We start from the raw sequence: 15,710 nt of genomic DNA, 5'->3' as shown, positions 1-15,710 counted from the left end.
ACCGGGTTCTTCGAAGGGAAAGCTGAACCATGGCACGCCGCAAGGACGACCGCGCCAAGGCGGACCTCTCCGCCTTCGACCAGGCCGGCGCCCGGGTGTTCGACAACCCGCTGGTCAACGAGGTCTCGGACTCCTACCTGGAGTACGCGTTCTCGGTCATCCACTCGCGAGCCCTGCCCGACGCCCGGGACGGGCTCAAGCCGGTGCACCGGCGCATCCTCTGGTCGATGCACGAGCAGGGCCACCGCCCCGACCGGGGCCACGTGAAGTCGGCCCGGATCGTCGGCGACGTGATGGGCAAGTACCACCCGCACGGCGACGCGGCGATCTACGACGCGATGGTCCGGCTCGCGCAGGACTTCTCGCTCAACGTGCCGCTCATCGACGGGCACGGCAACTTCGGCTCGCCCGACGACGGCCCGGCCGCTGCCCGCTACACCGAGGCCCGGATGTCCCGCGAGGCCATGCTGCTCGTCGGCGAACTGGGCGAGGACACCGTCGACGTCGAGCCCAACTACGACGGCTCGCTGACCCAGCCCACCGTGCTGCCGGCGGCCTTCCCCAACCTGCTGGTCAACGGCGCGTCCGGGATCGCGGTCGGGATGGCCACCAACATGATCCCGCACAACCTGGCCGAGGTGGTCCAGGCGGCCCGCTGGCTGATCAACCACCCGGACGCCACGCTGGACAAGCTCATGGAGTTCGTCCCCGGGCCCGACCTGCCCACCGGCGGGCTGCTGCTCGGCCTGGACGAGGTGCGCCGGGCGTACGAGACCGGGCGCGGCGTGGTGCGGATGCGCGCCCGGGTGGAGACCGGCCCGCTGGAGGGCAGCCGGGGCCGGCAGGCCATCACGGTCACCGAGCTGCCCTACGGGGTGGGCGCGGAGAAGGTCATCGCGGCCATCACCAACGAGGTCAACAAGACCAAGCGGCTGACCGGCATCGCCGACGTCAAGGACCTCACCGACCGGGAGAACGGCACCCGGCTGGTCGTCGAGTGCAAGGTCGGTGTCAACCCGCAGGCGCTGCTGGCCGACCTCTACCGGCTCACCCCGCTGGAGCAGTCCTTCGGCGTGAACAACCTGGTCCTCGTGGACGGCCAGCCGCAGACGCTGGGCCTCAAGCAGCTGCTGGAGGTCTTCCTGGCCCACCGCTACGAGGTGGTGACCCGGCGCAGCGCGTACCGCAAGCGCAAGCGCGAGGAGCGCCTGCACCTGGTCGACGGCCTGCTGATCGCCCTGCTCGACATCGACAAGGTGGTCAAGCTGATCCGGGCCAGCGATGACGCCCAGGCCGCCAAGGACGGCCTCATGCAGAAGTTCAAGCTGTCCGAGATCCAGGCCACCTACATCCTGGACACCCCGCTGCGCCGGCTCACGAAGTACGACCGGCTGGAGCTGGAGGCCGAGCAGGAGAAGCTGCGCGGCGAGATCGCCGAGCTGTCGAAGATCCTCGACGACCCGAAGGTGCTGCGGAAGCTGGTCTCCGACGAGCTGGCCGCCGTGGTGAAGCAGTCCGGCGCCGACCGCCGCACCACCCTGGTCGACGGCGACCTCAAGGAGGTCCTGGCGGCCTCCGTGCCGGCCGGTCCGCTGGAGGTCGCCGACGACCCCTGCCAGGTCATCCTCTCCGCCACCGGTCTGGTCGCCCGGACCGCGGCCGAGTCGGAGGAGGCCGCCGAGGCGCGCCGGCGCAGCGGCCGGGTCAAGCACGACGCGGTACGCGCGGCGGTGCACTCCACCGCCCGCGGCCGGGTGCTCCTGGTGACCAGCGCCGGGCGGGCCTTCAAGATCGACGTACTCCCGCTGCCGGTGCTGCCCGAGCAGTCCGGCACGGTGTCGCTGCGCGGCGGCATGTCGGCCGCGGAGCTGGTGCCGCTGGAGCCCGGCGAGACGGTCGTCGGGCTGGCCCCGCTCGGCCCGTCCGCCGAGGGCTCACCCGGCCTGGCGCTCGGCACCCGGCACGGCGTGGTGAAGGTCTGCGCGCCCGAGTGGCCGGTCCGCTCGGACGAGTTCGAGGTGATCTCGCTGCGCGACGGCGACGAGGTGGTCGGGGCGACCTGGCTCACCGACGGGGCGGAGACCCTGGCGTTCGTCTCCTCGGAGGCGTCGCTGCTGCGCTTCGCGGCGTCCGTGGTCCGGCCGCAGGGCATCAAGGGCGGCGGCATGGCCGGCATCAACCTGCCGGCCGGCACGCGGGTGGTCTTCTTCGGCGCGATCCGCACCGACGACCCGGGTCACGGTGAGCCGATGGTGGTCACCTCGACGGGCGCCACGGTCAAGGTGACGCCCTTCAAGGCGTACCCGGCGAAGGGGCGGGCGACCGGCGGCGTGCGCGCCCAGCGGTTCCTCAAGGGTGAGCTGGACCTGGCCGTGGCCTGGATCGGCCCGCGCCCGGTCGGCGCCACCGCCACCGGCGATCCGGTCGAGCTGCCGCCGGCCGACCCCCGCCGCGACGGCTCCGGCTTCGCGGTGATGCTCGGCCCCACGGTGATCGGCCACCAGATCGACCGCGACTGATCGTCAGCACGGATAGGGGCCCTGCGGCTGCGCCGCAGGGCCCCTATCCGCATCAGGGGGTCAGAGTTCGGGTTCGGGGCCTCGACGGGAGGCCGGGGTCGTGCCGCGGAGGTGGGCGATCAGGCGCATGCCGTGATAGATCACCAGGGCGGCGGCGGTGCCCAGGGCGATGCCGTTGAAGGAGAGGTCCCCGGCGGTCAGGGTGTAGTTGGCCGCGCCGACGATCACGGCGACCGCGGCGGTCATCAGGTTGACCGGGTCGTGGAAGTCCACCCGGTTCTCGATCCAGATCCGGGCGCCCAGGACGGCGATGAGGCCGTACAGGGCCGTGGTGGCGCCGCCCAGCACGCCGGCCGGCACGGTGAGGATCAGCGCGCCGAACTTCGGGCAGAGCCCGAGCAGCACCGCCGCGAACCCGGCCACCCAGTACGCGGCCGTCGAGTAGACCCGCGTCGCCGCCATCACGCCGATGTTCTCCGCGTACGTGGTGGTGCCGGAGCCGCCGCCCGCGCCGGCCAGCACGGTGGCGACGCCGTCGCCGAGGAACGCCCGGCCCATGTCCCGGTCCAGGTTCCGCCCGGTCATCGCGGCGACCGCCTTCACGTGCCCGGCGTTCTCCGCGATCAGCACCAGGATCACCGGGATGACCAGCACCACGGCGCGCAGGCCGAAGCTCGGCGCGTGGAACTGCGGCAGGCCCACCCAGGCGGCCTCCTTCAGCGTGGTGACCGCCGTCGGGTCGAGCTTGCCGAGCAGCGCGGCCAGCACCCAGCCGATCACCACGCCGAGCAGGATCGACAGCCGGGCCAGGAAGCCGCGGAAGAGCACCGTGGTGGCCAGGATCGCGACCAGCGTGATCACCGCGATGAGCGGCTGCGACTTGAACCCGGTGCCGCTGCCGCCGCCGTCCCAGGCCACCGGGGCCAGGTTGAGCCCGATCAGGGCCACGATGGCGCCGGTCACCACCGGCGGCATGAGGGCGTCGATCCAGCGCGCCCCGGCCAGTTGCACCACCACGCCGACCAGCGCCAGCGCCGCGCCGGCCACCACGATGCCGCCGAGCGCCGCACCGATGCCGCCGTCGGTCTTCGCGGCCAGCACCGGGGCGATGAAGGCGAACGACGATCCCAGGTACGACGGCAGCCGGTTGCCGGTGATCAGCAGGAACAGCAGCGTGCCCAGCCCGGAGAAGAAGAGCGTCGTGGCCGGCGGGAAGCCGGTGATCAGCGGCACCGTGAAGGTGGCGCCGAACATGGCGACGACGTGCTGCACGCCGACGCCGACCGTCCGCGGCCAGGAGAGCCGCTCGTCGGGGTGGACGACATCGCCGGGGGTGACCGAGCGGCCGTTGCCGTGCAGGCGCCACGGGGACCAGCGGGAGGTGGGGGACTGGGTCATGCTGCGCCCTTCGCGTCGTCAGGTGACGGGGGCGTGATCGACCCTGAGAGTTGTTTCTAGCACGGCGCCGGCCGGGGCTCGGGGCCGCCTCGGCGTCAGGCCACCCCGGCGGGCCGGAACTGGACGCTGACCCGGGGGCCGACCGGCCGGGCGGTCTTCGGGACGGCGTGCTCCCAGGTGCGCTGGCAGGACCCGCCCATCACCACCAGGTCGCCGTGCCCGAGCGGGAAGCGCAGGCTGGTCCCGCCGCCGCCCCGGGGGCGCAGCAGCAGCGGCCGGGGCGAGCCGAACGAGACGATGGCCACCATGGTGTCGGTGTGCGCGGAGCGGCCCTGGGTGTCGCCGTGCCAGGCCACGCTGTCCCGGCCGTCCCGGTAGAGGCACATGCCGGCCGTGACGAAGGGCTCGCCCAGTTCGTCGGCGTAGTGCCGGGTGAGCGTGTCACGCGCCGCGGTGAGCACCGGGTGGGGCAGCGTCCGGCCGGCGCCGTACCAGCAGAGCAGGCGGGGAACGGCGACCTCGGCGTCGTACATGGTGCGGCGCTCGGCCCGCCACGGCACCTCGTGCAGCAGCGTGTCGAGCACCGCGTCGGAGCCCGCCACCCAGCCGGGCAGGTGGTCGACCCAGGCGCCCCGGCTCAGCTCGTGCCGGCGCAGCCGGCCGGCGAGCGGGCCCAGGGACGGGCCCTGCTCGGCGAGGTCGAGCATCGAGGGCTGGTACACGCCGCCGATCGTACCCTGCTCTCGTACACGCGTACGAGGAACGGTGCTAGCGCCGTCCGTCGGCGGCCCCGACTACCACCGGGTAGGGTGCCCCGGGTGACAAGCGCCCCGGCCACCCGCGCCGCCCGGCTGCCGTCGCTCACCGGGCTGCGCTGGATGGCCGCCCTGCTGGTGTTCGCCTTCCACGTCGGCACCATGCGGATCGTCGCGGAGCCCGATGTCCGGGCGGTGCTGGACCGGGCGTTCGCCCTCGGCCTGTCCGGGGTGGAGTTCTTCTTCGTCCTCAGCGGATTCGTGCTGGTGTGGTCGTACCGGGACGGCGAGCCGCGGCGCACCTTCCTCCGTCGCCGGCTTGCCAAGATCTACCCGAACCACCTGGTGACCTTCGCGGTGGCGTTGGCCGTCGCGTTCTGGTTCGCCGACCCGGTCGCCCCGTGGGCCGCGATCGGGAACCTCCTGCTGGTGCAGGCGTGGATCCCCCTCGACGGCTACTTCTACAGCGTCAACAACGTGAGCTGGTCGCTCTCCTGCGAGTTGGCCTTCTACCTGTGCCTGCCGCTGGTGCTGCCGTGGCTGCGCCGGGCCCGCGTCGGCGTCCTGTGGGCGGTGGTGGTCGCCGTGCCGCTGCTCATCCTGGCCCTCTGGCCCGCCCAGCTCCTGGTGCCCGAGGAGAGTCGCTGGTGGTTCACCCAGATTTTCCCGGTCACCCGCTCCGTCGAGTTCTGGATGGGGGCGGCCGCCGCGGAACTGCTGCGCCGGGGCCGCTGGCGGGGGCCGAACCTGGCCGCTGCCAGCCTGCTGTTCGTGGCCACCTGGGTGGTGGCCGGGCAGTGGATCCGCGCCGAGTTCTGGGCGGCGCTGCTCGCGGTGGCCTACCTGCTCGTCATCACCGCCGCCGCGGAGGCCGACGTCCGGGGCCGGCGCACGCCGTGGCGGTCCCGCCCGATGGTCTGGCTCGGCGAGGTCTCGTTCGCCTTCTACCTGGTGCACGTGCTGGTCATGACCACCGTGCTGCGGCTCACCGGGGACTGGGGCGCGGGTCTGCGCGGGTGGTGGGGGCCGCTCGCGGTGCTCGGTCTCCTGCTGCTCAACCTGCTGCTCGCCGCGGCTCTGCACCACTGGGTGGAGATGCCCCTGGTGCGCCGTCTCGGGCCGCCCCGCCGTGGCCGCCCGGCGGCGGCCACCGCCGTGCCGGCGCCGTCCGTGCCCGGCCCGCGGCCGGCCCCCGCCGGCCCGGTCGCGGCACCCGTCACCCCGGCCAGGTCCATCGAGTACGCCGGGCGGCGCGACCCGGGCTGAGCCGGGCGCGGCCCGCCGGCGTCGCCCGCCGCGGCCGGATCCGGCAAGGGTGTCCCGCCGCCCCGCGCCGGCCGGTGTCCACCTTGGACGTCGTCCGGTTGACGGATGGCGCGACACGCCCGGCGGCGGTGCGATGTGGCGGCATCGGCGGTAGTTTGTACCCGTGCTGCCGATCGCGCTCGCCTGTCCCGTGTGGTGGGTGGCGCGCTGGATCGCCCGCACACTGGCCAGCCTGGCCGTGCTCGCCGCCTGCTCGTTCGGCGCGGCGGCGCTGCCGGTCGGCGGCGCCGCGACCGCACCGGTGGCGTCCTCCGCGGTGGCCCCGGTCGAGGGCCTGACCCTCCAGCCCGGCGCCGGCGCGCAGCTTCTCGGGGACGGGGCCGGCCGGACCGCCGTCGTCACCGGCCCGGACTTCCGGGGGACAGCCGGCCGGGCCGCCGTCGTCGCCGGGCGGGATCTCGAAAGCGGGGCGGACGTCGACCGGCAGGCCGTGCCCGCCGGTGGGCCCGAGCCGGTGGCCGTGCCCCGGGCCGCGACCCGCCCGGCTGACCGGCCTGTCGTGCTGGCCGGGCTGGTTCCCGCGACCGTCGGCTCCCGGGCCCCGCCCGCCCGCTGACCCCACCCGTGGGCCGCCGGCCCGCGCCCACCGCACGCACCGAACCTCACCCCCGCACCCGCCCGTCGGCGGCCCGGCACCCGTTCCCGGTGCACACCGCCGCTCCCACGGCTCGTGCGGACACCTCTCCGCCACGTTCTCTCCCGTGAGGTGCCGACCATGCCGCAGACCGTTCTCTACCGCTTCCTGACCGAGGTCCCCGAGGCCGCCGCGATCTGGTCGGCCCTGCTCCTGCTGGCCCTGGGCCTGCTCGCCGTGCTGATCGCCCGCCCGGAGCGGGACGACGGGCCCGATCCGGTGCCCGACCCGGTCGCCGAGGAGGCCGCCCGCCGGGCCGACCTGCGCCGCTACGCCGACGAGGTGGCGGTGGCCGCCGCCGGGGCCGCGCAGACCGCCCGGAGGCGGCGGGAGCAGTGGCTGGCCGCCCAGGACGAGGCGGACCGGTCCTGGCGGGCGTACGACGAGGCCGAGGCGGCCGCCCGCCGCTTCGCCGGAGCCGCCGCGCTGCCCGCACCGCACACCCCGCGCACACCGGCCGAGTACGCGGCCCGGGAGCGCTGGCTGCACCACGCCGCGATGGCCGCGCACTGGCGGGGCGACCTGAGCGCCCGGCAGCTCGCCGACGTGCTGGCCCGCCGCAACGGGTGGGACCCGCGCCGGCACCCCGCCGAGCAGGAGATCGTGCTGGCCCGGGCGGTACGCGAGGGCCGCCGGGCCGGCTGGGCGGCGGCCGCCGAGCGGGAGCGGCGGGCCTGGCGGGACGCCGAGCTGGCCGCCGAGGCGGCCCGGACCCTGGCCGCGGAGGCGTACGCGGCGGCCGACGCGCTGCGCCCCGCCGTCGCGGGCGACGCCGCGGCCACGGTGCCGGGGCGGGACGAGACGGCGCCGGCTCCGGTCCCGGCCGCCGCGCGCTGGCGCCCGGCCCGGGCCGGCTGACCGGCGGGGTCGGCCGAATCGTTACCCGAATTCGGTGAGCCCGGTCACCCCGACCGCGGAAACGGTCATCGGGGCCGGGTCGGGCGATTGACCCCCGCAATTCCGGGACGGTCGCCACCGGATGTCCGCTTTTTGCCGCGCGGTGCCGCCGTAACTGCTCGTCCCATTGAGTGAAGTGAGTGACCGAGTGTTCCGATATCTGTAGTGGTGCACGAGGTTTACGCAGGTGGGAGTGCTTGGCAGCCGGCGTACCCCCCGGTAGTGTCGGCGCGTCCGGAGCGGTTTTCGATCGCAAGAGGCGACGCCGCGCCGACCCGCCTAATCGTGTTCTCACGAACCGGGGACCCACAGCAACACCGGGGTGAATCCGCGGGCCACGGCCTGCGGTAGGGCGTACTTCCCGCCCGAATCCGTCAGCTAACCCGGTCGGCGGTCACGGAAGGAGTGCCATTCCTCGTGCCCACCCCTCGCTCGTCCCCCCGCCTCCACGGCATCGCGGTGCCGGCGCTCGCCTGACGGCGACCGAACCCGGCAACCGCCCCGACCGCCCGGTCCCCCCGGGCGCTCCCCGTTCCGCGGCCATCCGCCCCGCAGCGCGCGTGAGTTCCTCCGCGCGGCGGGCCGGCGTGTGCCGCCACGCCCCGTGGAGGAAACAGTGAAGCACCACCTGAAGCGTCAGCTGCGCCGCCTCGTGACCGAACGCCCGTACCAGATCATCGCCGGCTCGGCCGCGGCGCTCGTGCTGGCCGGCGGCGCCGGCGCCGCCGTCGCCGCCGGCGACGACGCCCCGGTCCAGCAGGAGAACACCGCCGCGGTCGCCGAGCTGGGCTCCCGGCTCGGTGAGGTCGCCAGCCGGGGCGAGGCCCGGGTGGCCGTCCCGTCGCCCTCGGTCTCGCCGAGCGCGTCGCCGTCGGCCGCGAAGCCGGCCGCCAAGGCCACCGCCGACCCGGACACCACCCCGAAGGCCAAGCCGAAGCCCCCGTCGACCAAGGTGCTCGACTACACCTACGAGGCGCAGACCGCCTACTGGAACTGCGGCCCGGCCGCGGTGCGCAACGCGCTCAGCGCGAGCGGCGTCGAGACCACCCAGGACGCGATGATCGCCCCGCTGAACGCCGGCGAGAACGGCACCAACTCGGCCGAGGACACCACCCGGGGCCTGAACCAGATGGTCAAGGGCAACCCGTACCGGACCCACATGTTCGGCGGCTCGGCGAGCCCGGAGAAGATCGACCAGCTCCAGGCGGACGTGGTCAAGGCGATCACCGACGGCCGGGGCGTGGTGGTCAACATCGCCGGCGACGCCACGGACACCGACGGCGGCTGGCACTCGTTCCCGGGCGGCCACTACATCGCCGTGGTCGGCTACAAGAACGACGGCCGCACCGTCCGGATCGCGGACTCGGCGAACGCGGCGCTGCCCGCGTACTGGATGAGCACCATCGACCTGGCGAACTGGGCCGCCACCCGCGGCTACTCCGCCTGATCACCCCTCCCGTCGGGCACCGGCTCCACCGAGCCGGTGCCCGACGCCGTCCGCGCCGGTGTCCGCTCTCGCGCCGGGTGTCCGTCCGGTGGCACACTGCGCCCTATGGGCGACGAGACGGGTACCCGCCATCTGCTCCTGCTGCACGGCATGGGCGCCACCGGTGAGGTGTGGCTGCCCTGGGCGCCGCTGCTGGAGCGCCACTGGGCGGGGCGCTGGCTCGCCCCCGACCTGGCCGGGCACGGCTGGTCGCCGCCGCTGCCCGGCTACTCCTTCGAGGCCCTGGCCCGGCGCGTGGTCGAGGGGCTCGGCCCGGTGACCGAGCGGCTCGGCCCCCACGACCGGCTCGTGCTGCTCGGGCACTCGCTCGGCGGGGTGGTCGCGCTGGCCCTGGCCGCGCGGTCGCGGCGCCTGCCGGTCGACGCGGTGGTCGGGCTCGGCATCAAGGCCGTGTGGTCCCCGGTCGACCTGGAGAAGGCCCACGAGCTGGCCGCCCGGCCGGTGACCTGGTTCGCCACCCGGGACGAGGCGGCCCGCCGCTACCTGCGGGTCTCCGGGCTGGCCGGGCTGTTCGCCCCCGACCACCCGGTGGTGGAGGCGGGGCTGCGCCGCGAGGACGGCCGCTGGCGGCTGGCCATGGACCCGGCCGCGTTCGCGGTGGGGGAGCCCCGGCTGCCAGCGCTGCTCGCCGCGACCGACGTCCCGGTGCTGCTGGCTCGCGGCGAGCAGGACCCGATGGTGACCGACGCGCAGCTCAAGGAGTTGGGCGTCCCGGTCGCCACGCTGCCGGGGCTGGGCCACAACGCGCACGTCGAGGACCCGGCCGCCGTGCTCGCCCTCCTCGACGCGTACCTCTGACCGCCCGCTCAGGCGGCGGGGGAGGGGATCGGCGAGCCGTCCCGCGGGGCGGGCGCGGTCCAGTCCGCCGTGAGCTGCCGGCGGGCGGCGTCGAGGAACACCTCGGCGTACGACTCGGCCGGGAAGTCACCCAGGTAGCGAACGCGGGTGGCCCACCGGTCCGCAGCCTTCGGGTCGGTGTCCAGCAGCTCGGTCAGCACCTCGTCCACGTTCGACATGTCCCGGCGCAGCACGTAGCCGGAGCCGGTGAGGGGGAACCGCTCGACGAAGTGCTCGCCGTCGACGCCCATGTCGGTGACCGCGTACGGCTTGCCGGAGTAGAGCCAGTCGGAGATGACCCCGGAGACGTCCGAGACCAGCGCGTCGGCGCGGTTGACGCACTCGGTGAGGGTCAGGTCGCGGCCGGCCGCCGCCCCCCACAGGTGCGCCCGGCCGGTCTTCGCCCGGTCCGCGGCGAGCAGTTCGGTGAGGCGGGCCAGCTGCCGCGCCGAGGCCGGGTTCTGGGCCGTGTAGGGGTGCGCCCGCAGGATCACCGTGGCCCCGCGGTCGAGCAGCCGGCGGATCACCGTCTCGGCCACCGGCAGCGAGCAGTAGTTGGCGTCGGCGTGGTGCCCGGTCCAGGTGGGCGTGTAGAGCACCGTGGGGTGCGCCGGGGCGGTGGCAGGCTCCCGGCGTACCTCGATGGCCTCGACCTGGGGGCGGCCGACCACGACGAACTTCTCGGCGGGGATGTCCACGCCGGCCCGGGCGTACCGCTCGATCGCCGCCGGACCGGCCACGAAGATCTTGTCGAAGATGGCCGAGACCGGGTTGGCGCTGGGCGCCTTGTCGCTGTCGCCGTGGTGCAGCTGCACGTGGGTGAGCTGCGAGAAGCGGATGCAGTGGCTGTTCTTCGCGCCGTGGTTGACGTAGAAGGCTGCCCGCAGGCTCGGCACCAGGGCCTCGTCCATGGTCTTCAGGGTGGGGCAGAAGACCACCGGCGCGCGGGTCGCGGCGGCCACGGTGGGCAGGAACTCGGGCTCGCGCAGCAGCACCATGAACGGCCGGCCGATCCGCTCCAGGTAGGGCAGCCACATGGTGACCTGGTACTCGGAACCGGGCGGGGCGGAGAAGTAGAGGACGAACTCGGGCTGGTGGCGGCGCACCGCCCGGCCCACCGGGCCGCCGCCGGCCGGCGGCCGGAACCGGCGGCGGGCCAGGTCCAGGCCGACCGCGCCGCAGCCCGCCGCGACCAGCAGCGCGGCCACCAGGGCCACCCCGGCGGGCAGGGCCAGGCCGGCCGCGAGCGCCACGAGGGCGAGCAGCACCAGCAGCGCGTCGCCGAGCCGGGCGGCGACCAGCGGGGTCCAGGACCGGACCGGCAGGTTGGCCGCCCGGATCTCCAGCGCGCCGGCGTCGCGCAGCGGCCCGACCAGCAGCACCAGGCCGAGCAGGACCAGCGCGGTGGCGGCCAGCGCCGGGTCGAAGCCGGCGTCCAGGCGGCGGGCGTAGCCGACCAGGATGCCGGCGGCGACCAGCACCGACTCGGCGAGGCCGTCGGCGGTGGGCCGGACCCGGCGCTCCCAGGCGGTGGCGGCGAGCGCGGCCACCGCGACGGCCAGCCCCCAGCCGGTCGCGCCGGTGAGTGCCACGACGAGGAAGGCCAGCACCGCCAGCCCGGTGGTCAGCACCCGGGCGAGCAGCTTCCGGACCAGGTCACCACGCATCTGGCTCGTCCCGTCCGCCGGTCAGGCGTCGACGCCGGTGGGCAACTGCTCGGCGTCGTGCGCGCCCGCCTGGGCGGGCACCGCGGCGACCGGCTCGCCGGGCGCCCGGCGGACGTCGATCACCTGACCGGTCAGCTCCGAGATCAGCACGTCCAGGGAGGCCTGGGCGACCGCCTCGGCGGAGAGCAGGGTGTGCTCCGGCTCCTCGCCGAACGCCTTGGTGCGCATCGGGGTGGCGGTGCGCTCCGGGTTGACGCAGTTGACCCGTACGCCGAACTCGGCCCACTCGTCGGCGAGCGCCTGGGTCAGGTTGACAAGCGCGGCCTTGGTGGCCGAGTAGAGCGCGTAGCGCGCCCGGCCCCGGGTGTAGGAGCTGGAGGTGTAGAGCAGCAGCTGGCCCTTGGTCTGCTGGAGGTACGGCAGCGACTGCCGGGCGATGGTGACCGGGCCCACGAAGTTGACGTGCAGGAGGCGATCCATCGTCTCCTCGTCCATCTCCGCCAGGGCGCCCTTCTCCAGGATCCCGGCGGTGACCACCACGTGGTCGATGCGGCCGGTCGCCTCGAAGGCGGTCTTCAGCGCGGCGGCCACGTCGTCGGCCCGCTCGACGTGGGTGCCGGTGGTGGAGCGGCTGAACGGGAAGACCTGGGCGCCGTAGCGGCGGGCCAGCTCGGTGAGGTCGTGGCCGATGCCGTAGCTGCCGCCGAAGACCACGATGGTCCGGCCGGTCAGCTCCTCGGAGTAGCTGCGGTGGTCGGTGAGCTTGGGGACCTGGGCGGCGGCGAGCTGGAAGAGCTTGTCCGCCAGGTGCACGTCGACCGGGTGGGTGACCTTGATGTTCTCGTCCGAGCCGTCGATCACCTTGATGGGCGTGCCGGGCAGGTAGCGCAGCACCACGCCGCAGTCGTCGGTGGCGGCGAAGTCCGGGTCGCCCTCGGCCCGCCGGTACGCCTCGCGGATGGTGCCGGAGCGGAACGCCTGCGGGGTCTGGCCGCGGCGCAGCGTGGCGCGGACCGGGATGCCGGTGATGCAGTCGTCCTCGTCGACCTGGATGATCGTGTCGGCGGACGGGATGGCCACGTCCACCGCCGAGTAGGTCCAGAGCGCGTTCACGCACTCGCGCACGATCCGGGCGCTGACCAGCGGGCGCACCGCGTCGTGGAAGAGGATGTTGACGTCGCCCTCGCCGACCGCGTCCAGCGCGATCCGGGTGGTGTCGTTGCGGGTGTCCCCGCCCTCGATCACCTTGCTGACCTTGCGGAAGCCGGCGTTGGCGACGATCCGCTCGGCGTCGGGCACGTGGCCGGCGGCCATCAGCACGATGATCTCGTCGATCTCCGGCGCGGCCTCGAATACGGCCAGGGTGTGCTCGATGATCGGCTTGCCGGCGATCTTCAGCAGCTGCTTCGGGATGCCCAGCCCGAGACGCGTCCCGGTCCCCCCGGCGAGGATCACGGCCACCGTCCGCGAGGGGCGCCAGGGCGCCGGGCTCGCCGGCGCGGCGTCCGGTGCGGGGGTGCGGTCCTGCGTCATTGCCGTTCCTCACTTCTGCGGGTGGATGGGGTTTTGCGACTGGATGACCGGGTGGTGAACTTTCGCCGGCAACCAGGAAACCTTAACGCGTACGACGGAGCGCACCGACCCGGGCGAGCCCGGGACCGGTGCGCTCCCGGACGGCTACTTCTGGTTCTCGTAGGCGTCGCAGACCTCGTCGGTGGGGCCGTCCATCCTCAGGACACCGCTCTCCAGCCAGATGGTCCGCTCGCAGGTGTCCCGGATCGAGCCGATCGAGTGGCTGACCAGGAAGACCGTGCCGGCGCTGTCGCGCAGTTCCCGGACCCGCTGCTCGCTGCGGGCCCGGAACTTGCGGTCACCGGTGGCCAGCGCCTCGTCGATGAGCAGCACGTCGTGCTTCTTCGCCGAGGAGATGGCGAAGCGCAGCCGGGCGCCCATGCCGGAGGAGTAGGTGCGCATCGGCAGCGAGGCGAAGTCGCCGCGCTCGTTGATTCCGGAGAACTCGATGATCTCCGGCGCCAGCCGCTTGACCTCCTCGGGCGGCATGCCCATGGCCAGGCAGCCGAGCACTACGTTGCGCTCGCCGGAGAGGTCGTTGAGCAGGGCCGCGTTCACGCCGAGCAGGGACGGCTGGCCCTGCGTGTAGACCGCGCCGCGGGCCGGCGGGAGCAGGCCGGCGATGGCCCGCAGCAGGGTCGACTTGCCGGAGCCGTTGCTGCCGATCAGGCCGATGGCCTCACCCTCGTACGCGGTGAAGCTCACGCCCTTGACCGCGTGCACCTCGCGGATGCTCGGCGCCTTGGTCCGGGACACGATCCGCTTGAGCGCCGAGACCGGGGTGGTGCCGCCGGTGGCGCCCTTGTGGATCCGGTAGATCACGTGCACGTCGTCCACCACGACGGTGGGGACGCGCCCCGAGTCCACCACGGCGGCGCTGCCCGCCGGCTGGATCTGCTCAGCCACGGCCGTACTCCTCTTCTCCGCGCCAGAAGTAGACGAACCCGCCGATGCCCATGACGACCGCCCAGAACAGGCCGAGCGCCCAGAGCCGCAGGGGGGAGCTCACCAGGTTCGCCTGGTGCGAGTCGAGCAGCGAGTACCGGGCCAGCTCGATGAAGACCAGCGGCGGGTTCCATTCCAGGACGGCCGCCGCCCAGGGCGGCAGGTGCTCCCGGAACAGGGAGACCGGGTAGAGCACGCCGGAGGCGTACAGCCAGGTCCGCATCACGAACGGCATGACCTGCTTGAGGTCGGTGACCTTGGAGCCGAGCCGGGCCATCACCATGGTCAGCCCGACGTTGAAGATGGTCTGCAGGAGCAGCATGGGGGCGATCAGCAACCAGCGGAAGGTGATCGGCTCGCCGGTCAGCACCACGATGGCGGCCAGCACGATCATCGACATGAGCAGCTGCTGGAGCTGCACCAGGGTGACGGTGATCGGCAGCGCGGCCCGGGGGAACTGGAGGGCCCGGATCAGCCCCAGGTTGCCGGTGATCGCGCTCGTGCCGTTCTGCACCGCGGTCTGGGTGAACATGAAGATGAACACGCCGGTGCACAGGTAGGCGATGAAGTTCGACACGCTCCGGTGCTGGGACAGGATCACGCCGAAGATCAGGTAGTAGACCGCCGCGTTGGTGAGCGGTGTCAGCACCTGCCAGAGCTGCCCGAGCTGGGTGTTGCTGAGCGACGAGGCGACCTTCGCCCGCGAGTACGCGGTCATGAAGTGTCGGTACGCCCACAGCCGGCGGGCGTACTCGGCCAGAGGCGGGCGTTCCCCGGCGACCCGCAGCCCGTACCGCTGGGCGAGCTGGGCCCGGGTCAGCCCGGATTCGGGGTCGGCCACCGCGGTGTTGGCCATGGTCAGGCGCTCCGATCTTTCGTGCCGATGGGGAGCAGGAGATGTGTCGCGGCGTTGAAATCTAGCGTGGCCGGGCGGGGAGGGTGCCTCGCTGCTGCGTGGAAGGTAGTCCAAAACACGTCGGGACGCAACCGTACCGTCGTTGCGCTACATTGTCCCACGTGACGACCGAGAAGAGGCGTGCCCCGGCCGGCGCGGCGGTGCTGCGCGGGGAGATCACCAGTGCCATCCGCGCCGCCGTGATGCAGGAGTTGGCCGAGGTCGGCTACGGCCGCCTCTCCATCGAGGCGGTGGCCCGCCGGGCGGGGGTCAGCAAGACCGCGATCTACCGCCGGTGGCGCTCGAAACTCGACCTGGTGCTCGACATGGTCTCGGCGGCGGCGGGACGCAACCTGCCGCTGCTGGACACCGGGAGCCTCCTCGGCGACCTGGAGATCCTGCTCCACGTGATGGCCCGCGCGCTGCGGCACCGGCTGGCCTCCCAGATCATCCCGGACCTGCTGGCCGAGGCGGCCCGCAACCCGCAGATCGCGGAGAAGCTCCAGGCCGCCCTGGACGACTACCAGCAGGCCGTCGGCCGGATCCTCATCGGCCGTGCGGTCGAGCGGGGGGAACTCTCGCCGGACACCGACCGGCGCGCCGCGGTGGACCTGATCGTCGGTCCGGTCTACTGGCGGATGGCCATCTCCCGGGCGTCGCTGGACGTCGAGGAGGTGCCCCGCCTGGCCTCCGCGATCGTCGCGGCCCTCCGGGTAGCATGCTTGGGGCCTGTCCGCGACGAGGTGGAAGTGTGACTC

13 protein-coding genes and 1 riboswitch are annotated in these 15,710 nt (G+C 73.7%); of the genes, 7 read left to right on the top strand and 6 right to left on the bottom strand.

Annotated features, from left to right (window positions below; genetic code table 11):
* Window positions 1-29 precede the first annotated feature (29 nt).
* A complete protein-coding gene (locus NLX85_RS01760; protein WP_254331267.1) occupies window positions 30-2,519 on the top strand; it encodes a DNA topoisomerase (ATP-hydrolyzing) subunit A in 2,490 nt (829 codons plus the stop codon).
* A gap of 60 nt (window positions 2,520-2,579) precedes the next feature.
* Here NLX85_RS01760 and NLX85_RS01755 read toward each other — a convergent pair whose 3' ends face one another.
* Both NLX85_RS01755 and NLX85_RS01750 read right to left on the bottom strand, forming a co-directional pair.
* Window positions 2,580-3,917, bottom strand: a complete 1,338-nt coding sequence (locus NLX85_RS01755; RefSeq protein ID WP_254331266.1) for a uracil-xanthine permease family protein — start codon at window positions 3,915-3,917, stop codon at window positions 2,580-2,582.
* A gap of 95 nt (window positions 3,918-4,012) precedes the next feature.
* Entirely contained in the window at window positions 4,013-4,648 is a 636-nt protein-coding gene (locus NLX85_RS01750; protein WP_254333557.1) for an alpha-ketoglutarate-dependent dioxygenase AlkB, read from the bottom strand.
* 87 nt (window positions 4,649-4,735) lie between these two features.
* Between NLX85_RS01750 and NLX85_RS01745 the strand changes: the two genes are divergently transcribed.
* The 5 genes from NLX85_RS01745 (at window position 4,736) to NLX85_RS01725 (ending at window position 9,834) form a co-directional block, all read left to right on the top strand.
* Window positions 4,736-5,938, top strand: a complete 1,203-nt coding sequence (locus tag NLX85_RS01745) for an acyltransferase (RefSeq protein WP_254331265.1) — start codon at window positions 4,736-4,738, stop codon at window positions 5,936-5,938.
* 163 nt (window positions 5,939-6,101) lie between these two features.
* A complete protein-coding gene (locus tag NLX85_RS01740; RefSeq protein WP_254331264.1) occupies window positions 6,102-6,554 on the top strand; it encodes a hypothetical protein in 453 nt (150 codons plus the stop codon).
* A gap of 159 nt (window positions 6,555-6,713) precedes the next feature.
* Window positions 6,714-7,490 carry a hypothetical protein gene (locus NLX85_RS01735; protein WP_254331263.1) on the top strand — a complete coding sequence of 259 codons (777 nt, stop codon included), beginning with the start codon at window positions 6,714-6,716 and terminating at the stop codon, window positions 7,488-7,490.
* A 305-nt stretch (window positions 7,491-7,795) separates the two neighbouring features.
* A riboswitch (cyclic di-AMP (ydaO/yuaA leader) is annotated at window positions 7,796-7,937 on the top strand.
* 208 nt (window positions 7,938-8,145) lie between these two features.
* Complete coding sequence (locus NLX85_RS01730; protein ID WP_254331262.1) at window positions 8,146-8,976, top strand: C39 family peptidase; 831 nt, start codon at window positions 8,146-8,148, stop codon at window positions 8,974-8,976.
* Between the two features lie 105 nt (window positions 8,977-9,081).
* On the top strand, window positions 9,082-9,834 hold the full coding sequence (locus NLX85_RS01725; RefSeq protein WP_254331261.1) for an alpha/beta fold hydrolase: 753 nt from the start codon (window positions 9,082-9,084) through the stop codon (window positions 9,832-9,834).
* Between the two features lie 8 nt (window positions 9,835-9,842).
* Here the strand turns inward: NLX85_RS01725 and NLX85_RS01720 are convergent, their stop codons facing one another.
* The 4 genes from NLX85_RS01720 to NLX85_RS01705 all read right to left on the bottom strand — a co-directional run bounded on the left by NLX85_RS01720 (window position 9,843) and on the right by NLX85_RS01705 (window position 14,913).
* Complete coding sequence (locus NLX85_RS01720) at window positions 9,843-11,540, bottom strand: CDP-glycerol glycerophosphotransferase family protein (protein WP_254331260.1); 1,698 nt, start codon at window positions 11,538-11,540, stop codon at window positions 9,843-9,845.
* 21 nt (window positions 11,541-11,561) lie between these two features.
* Window positions 11,562-13,073 (bottom strand): bifunctional cytidylyltransferase/SDR family oxidoreductase, encoded by a 1,512-nt coding sequence (locus NLX85_RS01715; protein ID WP_254331259.1) that lies wholly within the window; start codon window positions 13,071-13,073, stop codon window positions 11,562-11,564.
* A gap of 144 nt (window positions 13,074-13,217) precedes the next feature.
* Window positions 13,218-14,018, bottom strand: a complete 801-nt coding sequence (locus tag NLX85_RS01710; protein ID WP_254331258.1) for an ABC transporter ATP-binding protein — start codon at window positions 14,016-14,018, stop codon at window positions 13,218-13,220.
* Window positions 14,011-14,913: an ABC transporter permease gene (locus tag NLX85_RS01705; RefSeq protein ID WP_254331257.1), complete on the bottom strand. Its 903-nt coding sequence runs from the start codon at window positions 14,911-14,913 to the stop codon at window positions 14,011-14,013. The genes NLX85_RS01710 and NLX85_RS01705 overlap by 8 nt, the downstream gene beginning before the upstream one ends.
* Window positions 14,914-15,074: 161 nt before the next feature.
* Between NLX85_RS01705 and NLX85_RS01700 the strand changes: the two genes are divergently transcribed.
* Window positions 15,075-15,707, top strand: coding sequence for a TetR/AcrR family transcriptional regulator (locus NLX85_RS01700; RefSeq protein ID WP_107074716.1), 633 nt, complete (start codon window positions 15,075-15,077; stop codon window positions 15,705-15,707).
* Window positions 15,708-15,710: the final 3 nt, after the last annotated feature.

Origin of the sequence: Micromonospora sp. A3M-1-15 (assembly GCF_024213425.1) — a bacterium.
GTDB lineage: Bacteria > Actinomycetota > Actinomycetes > Mycobacteriales > Micromonosporaceae > Micromonospora > Micromonospora chersina.
Note: the sequence above shows the minus strand (reverse complement) of the source record. Positions and strands in the feature narration are given on the sequence as shown.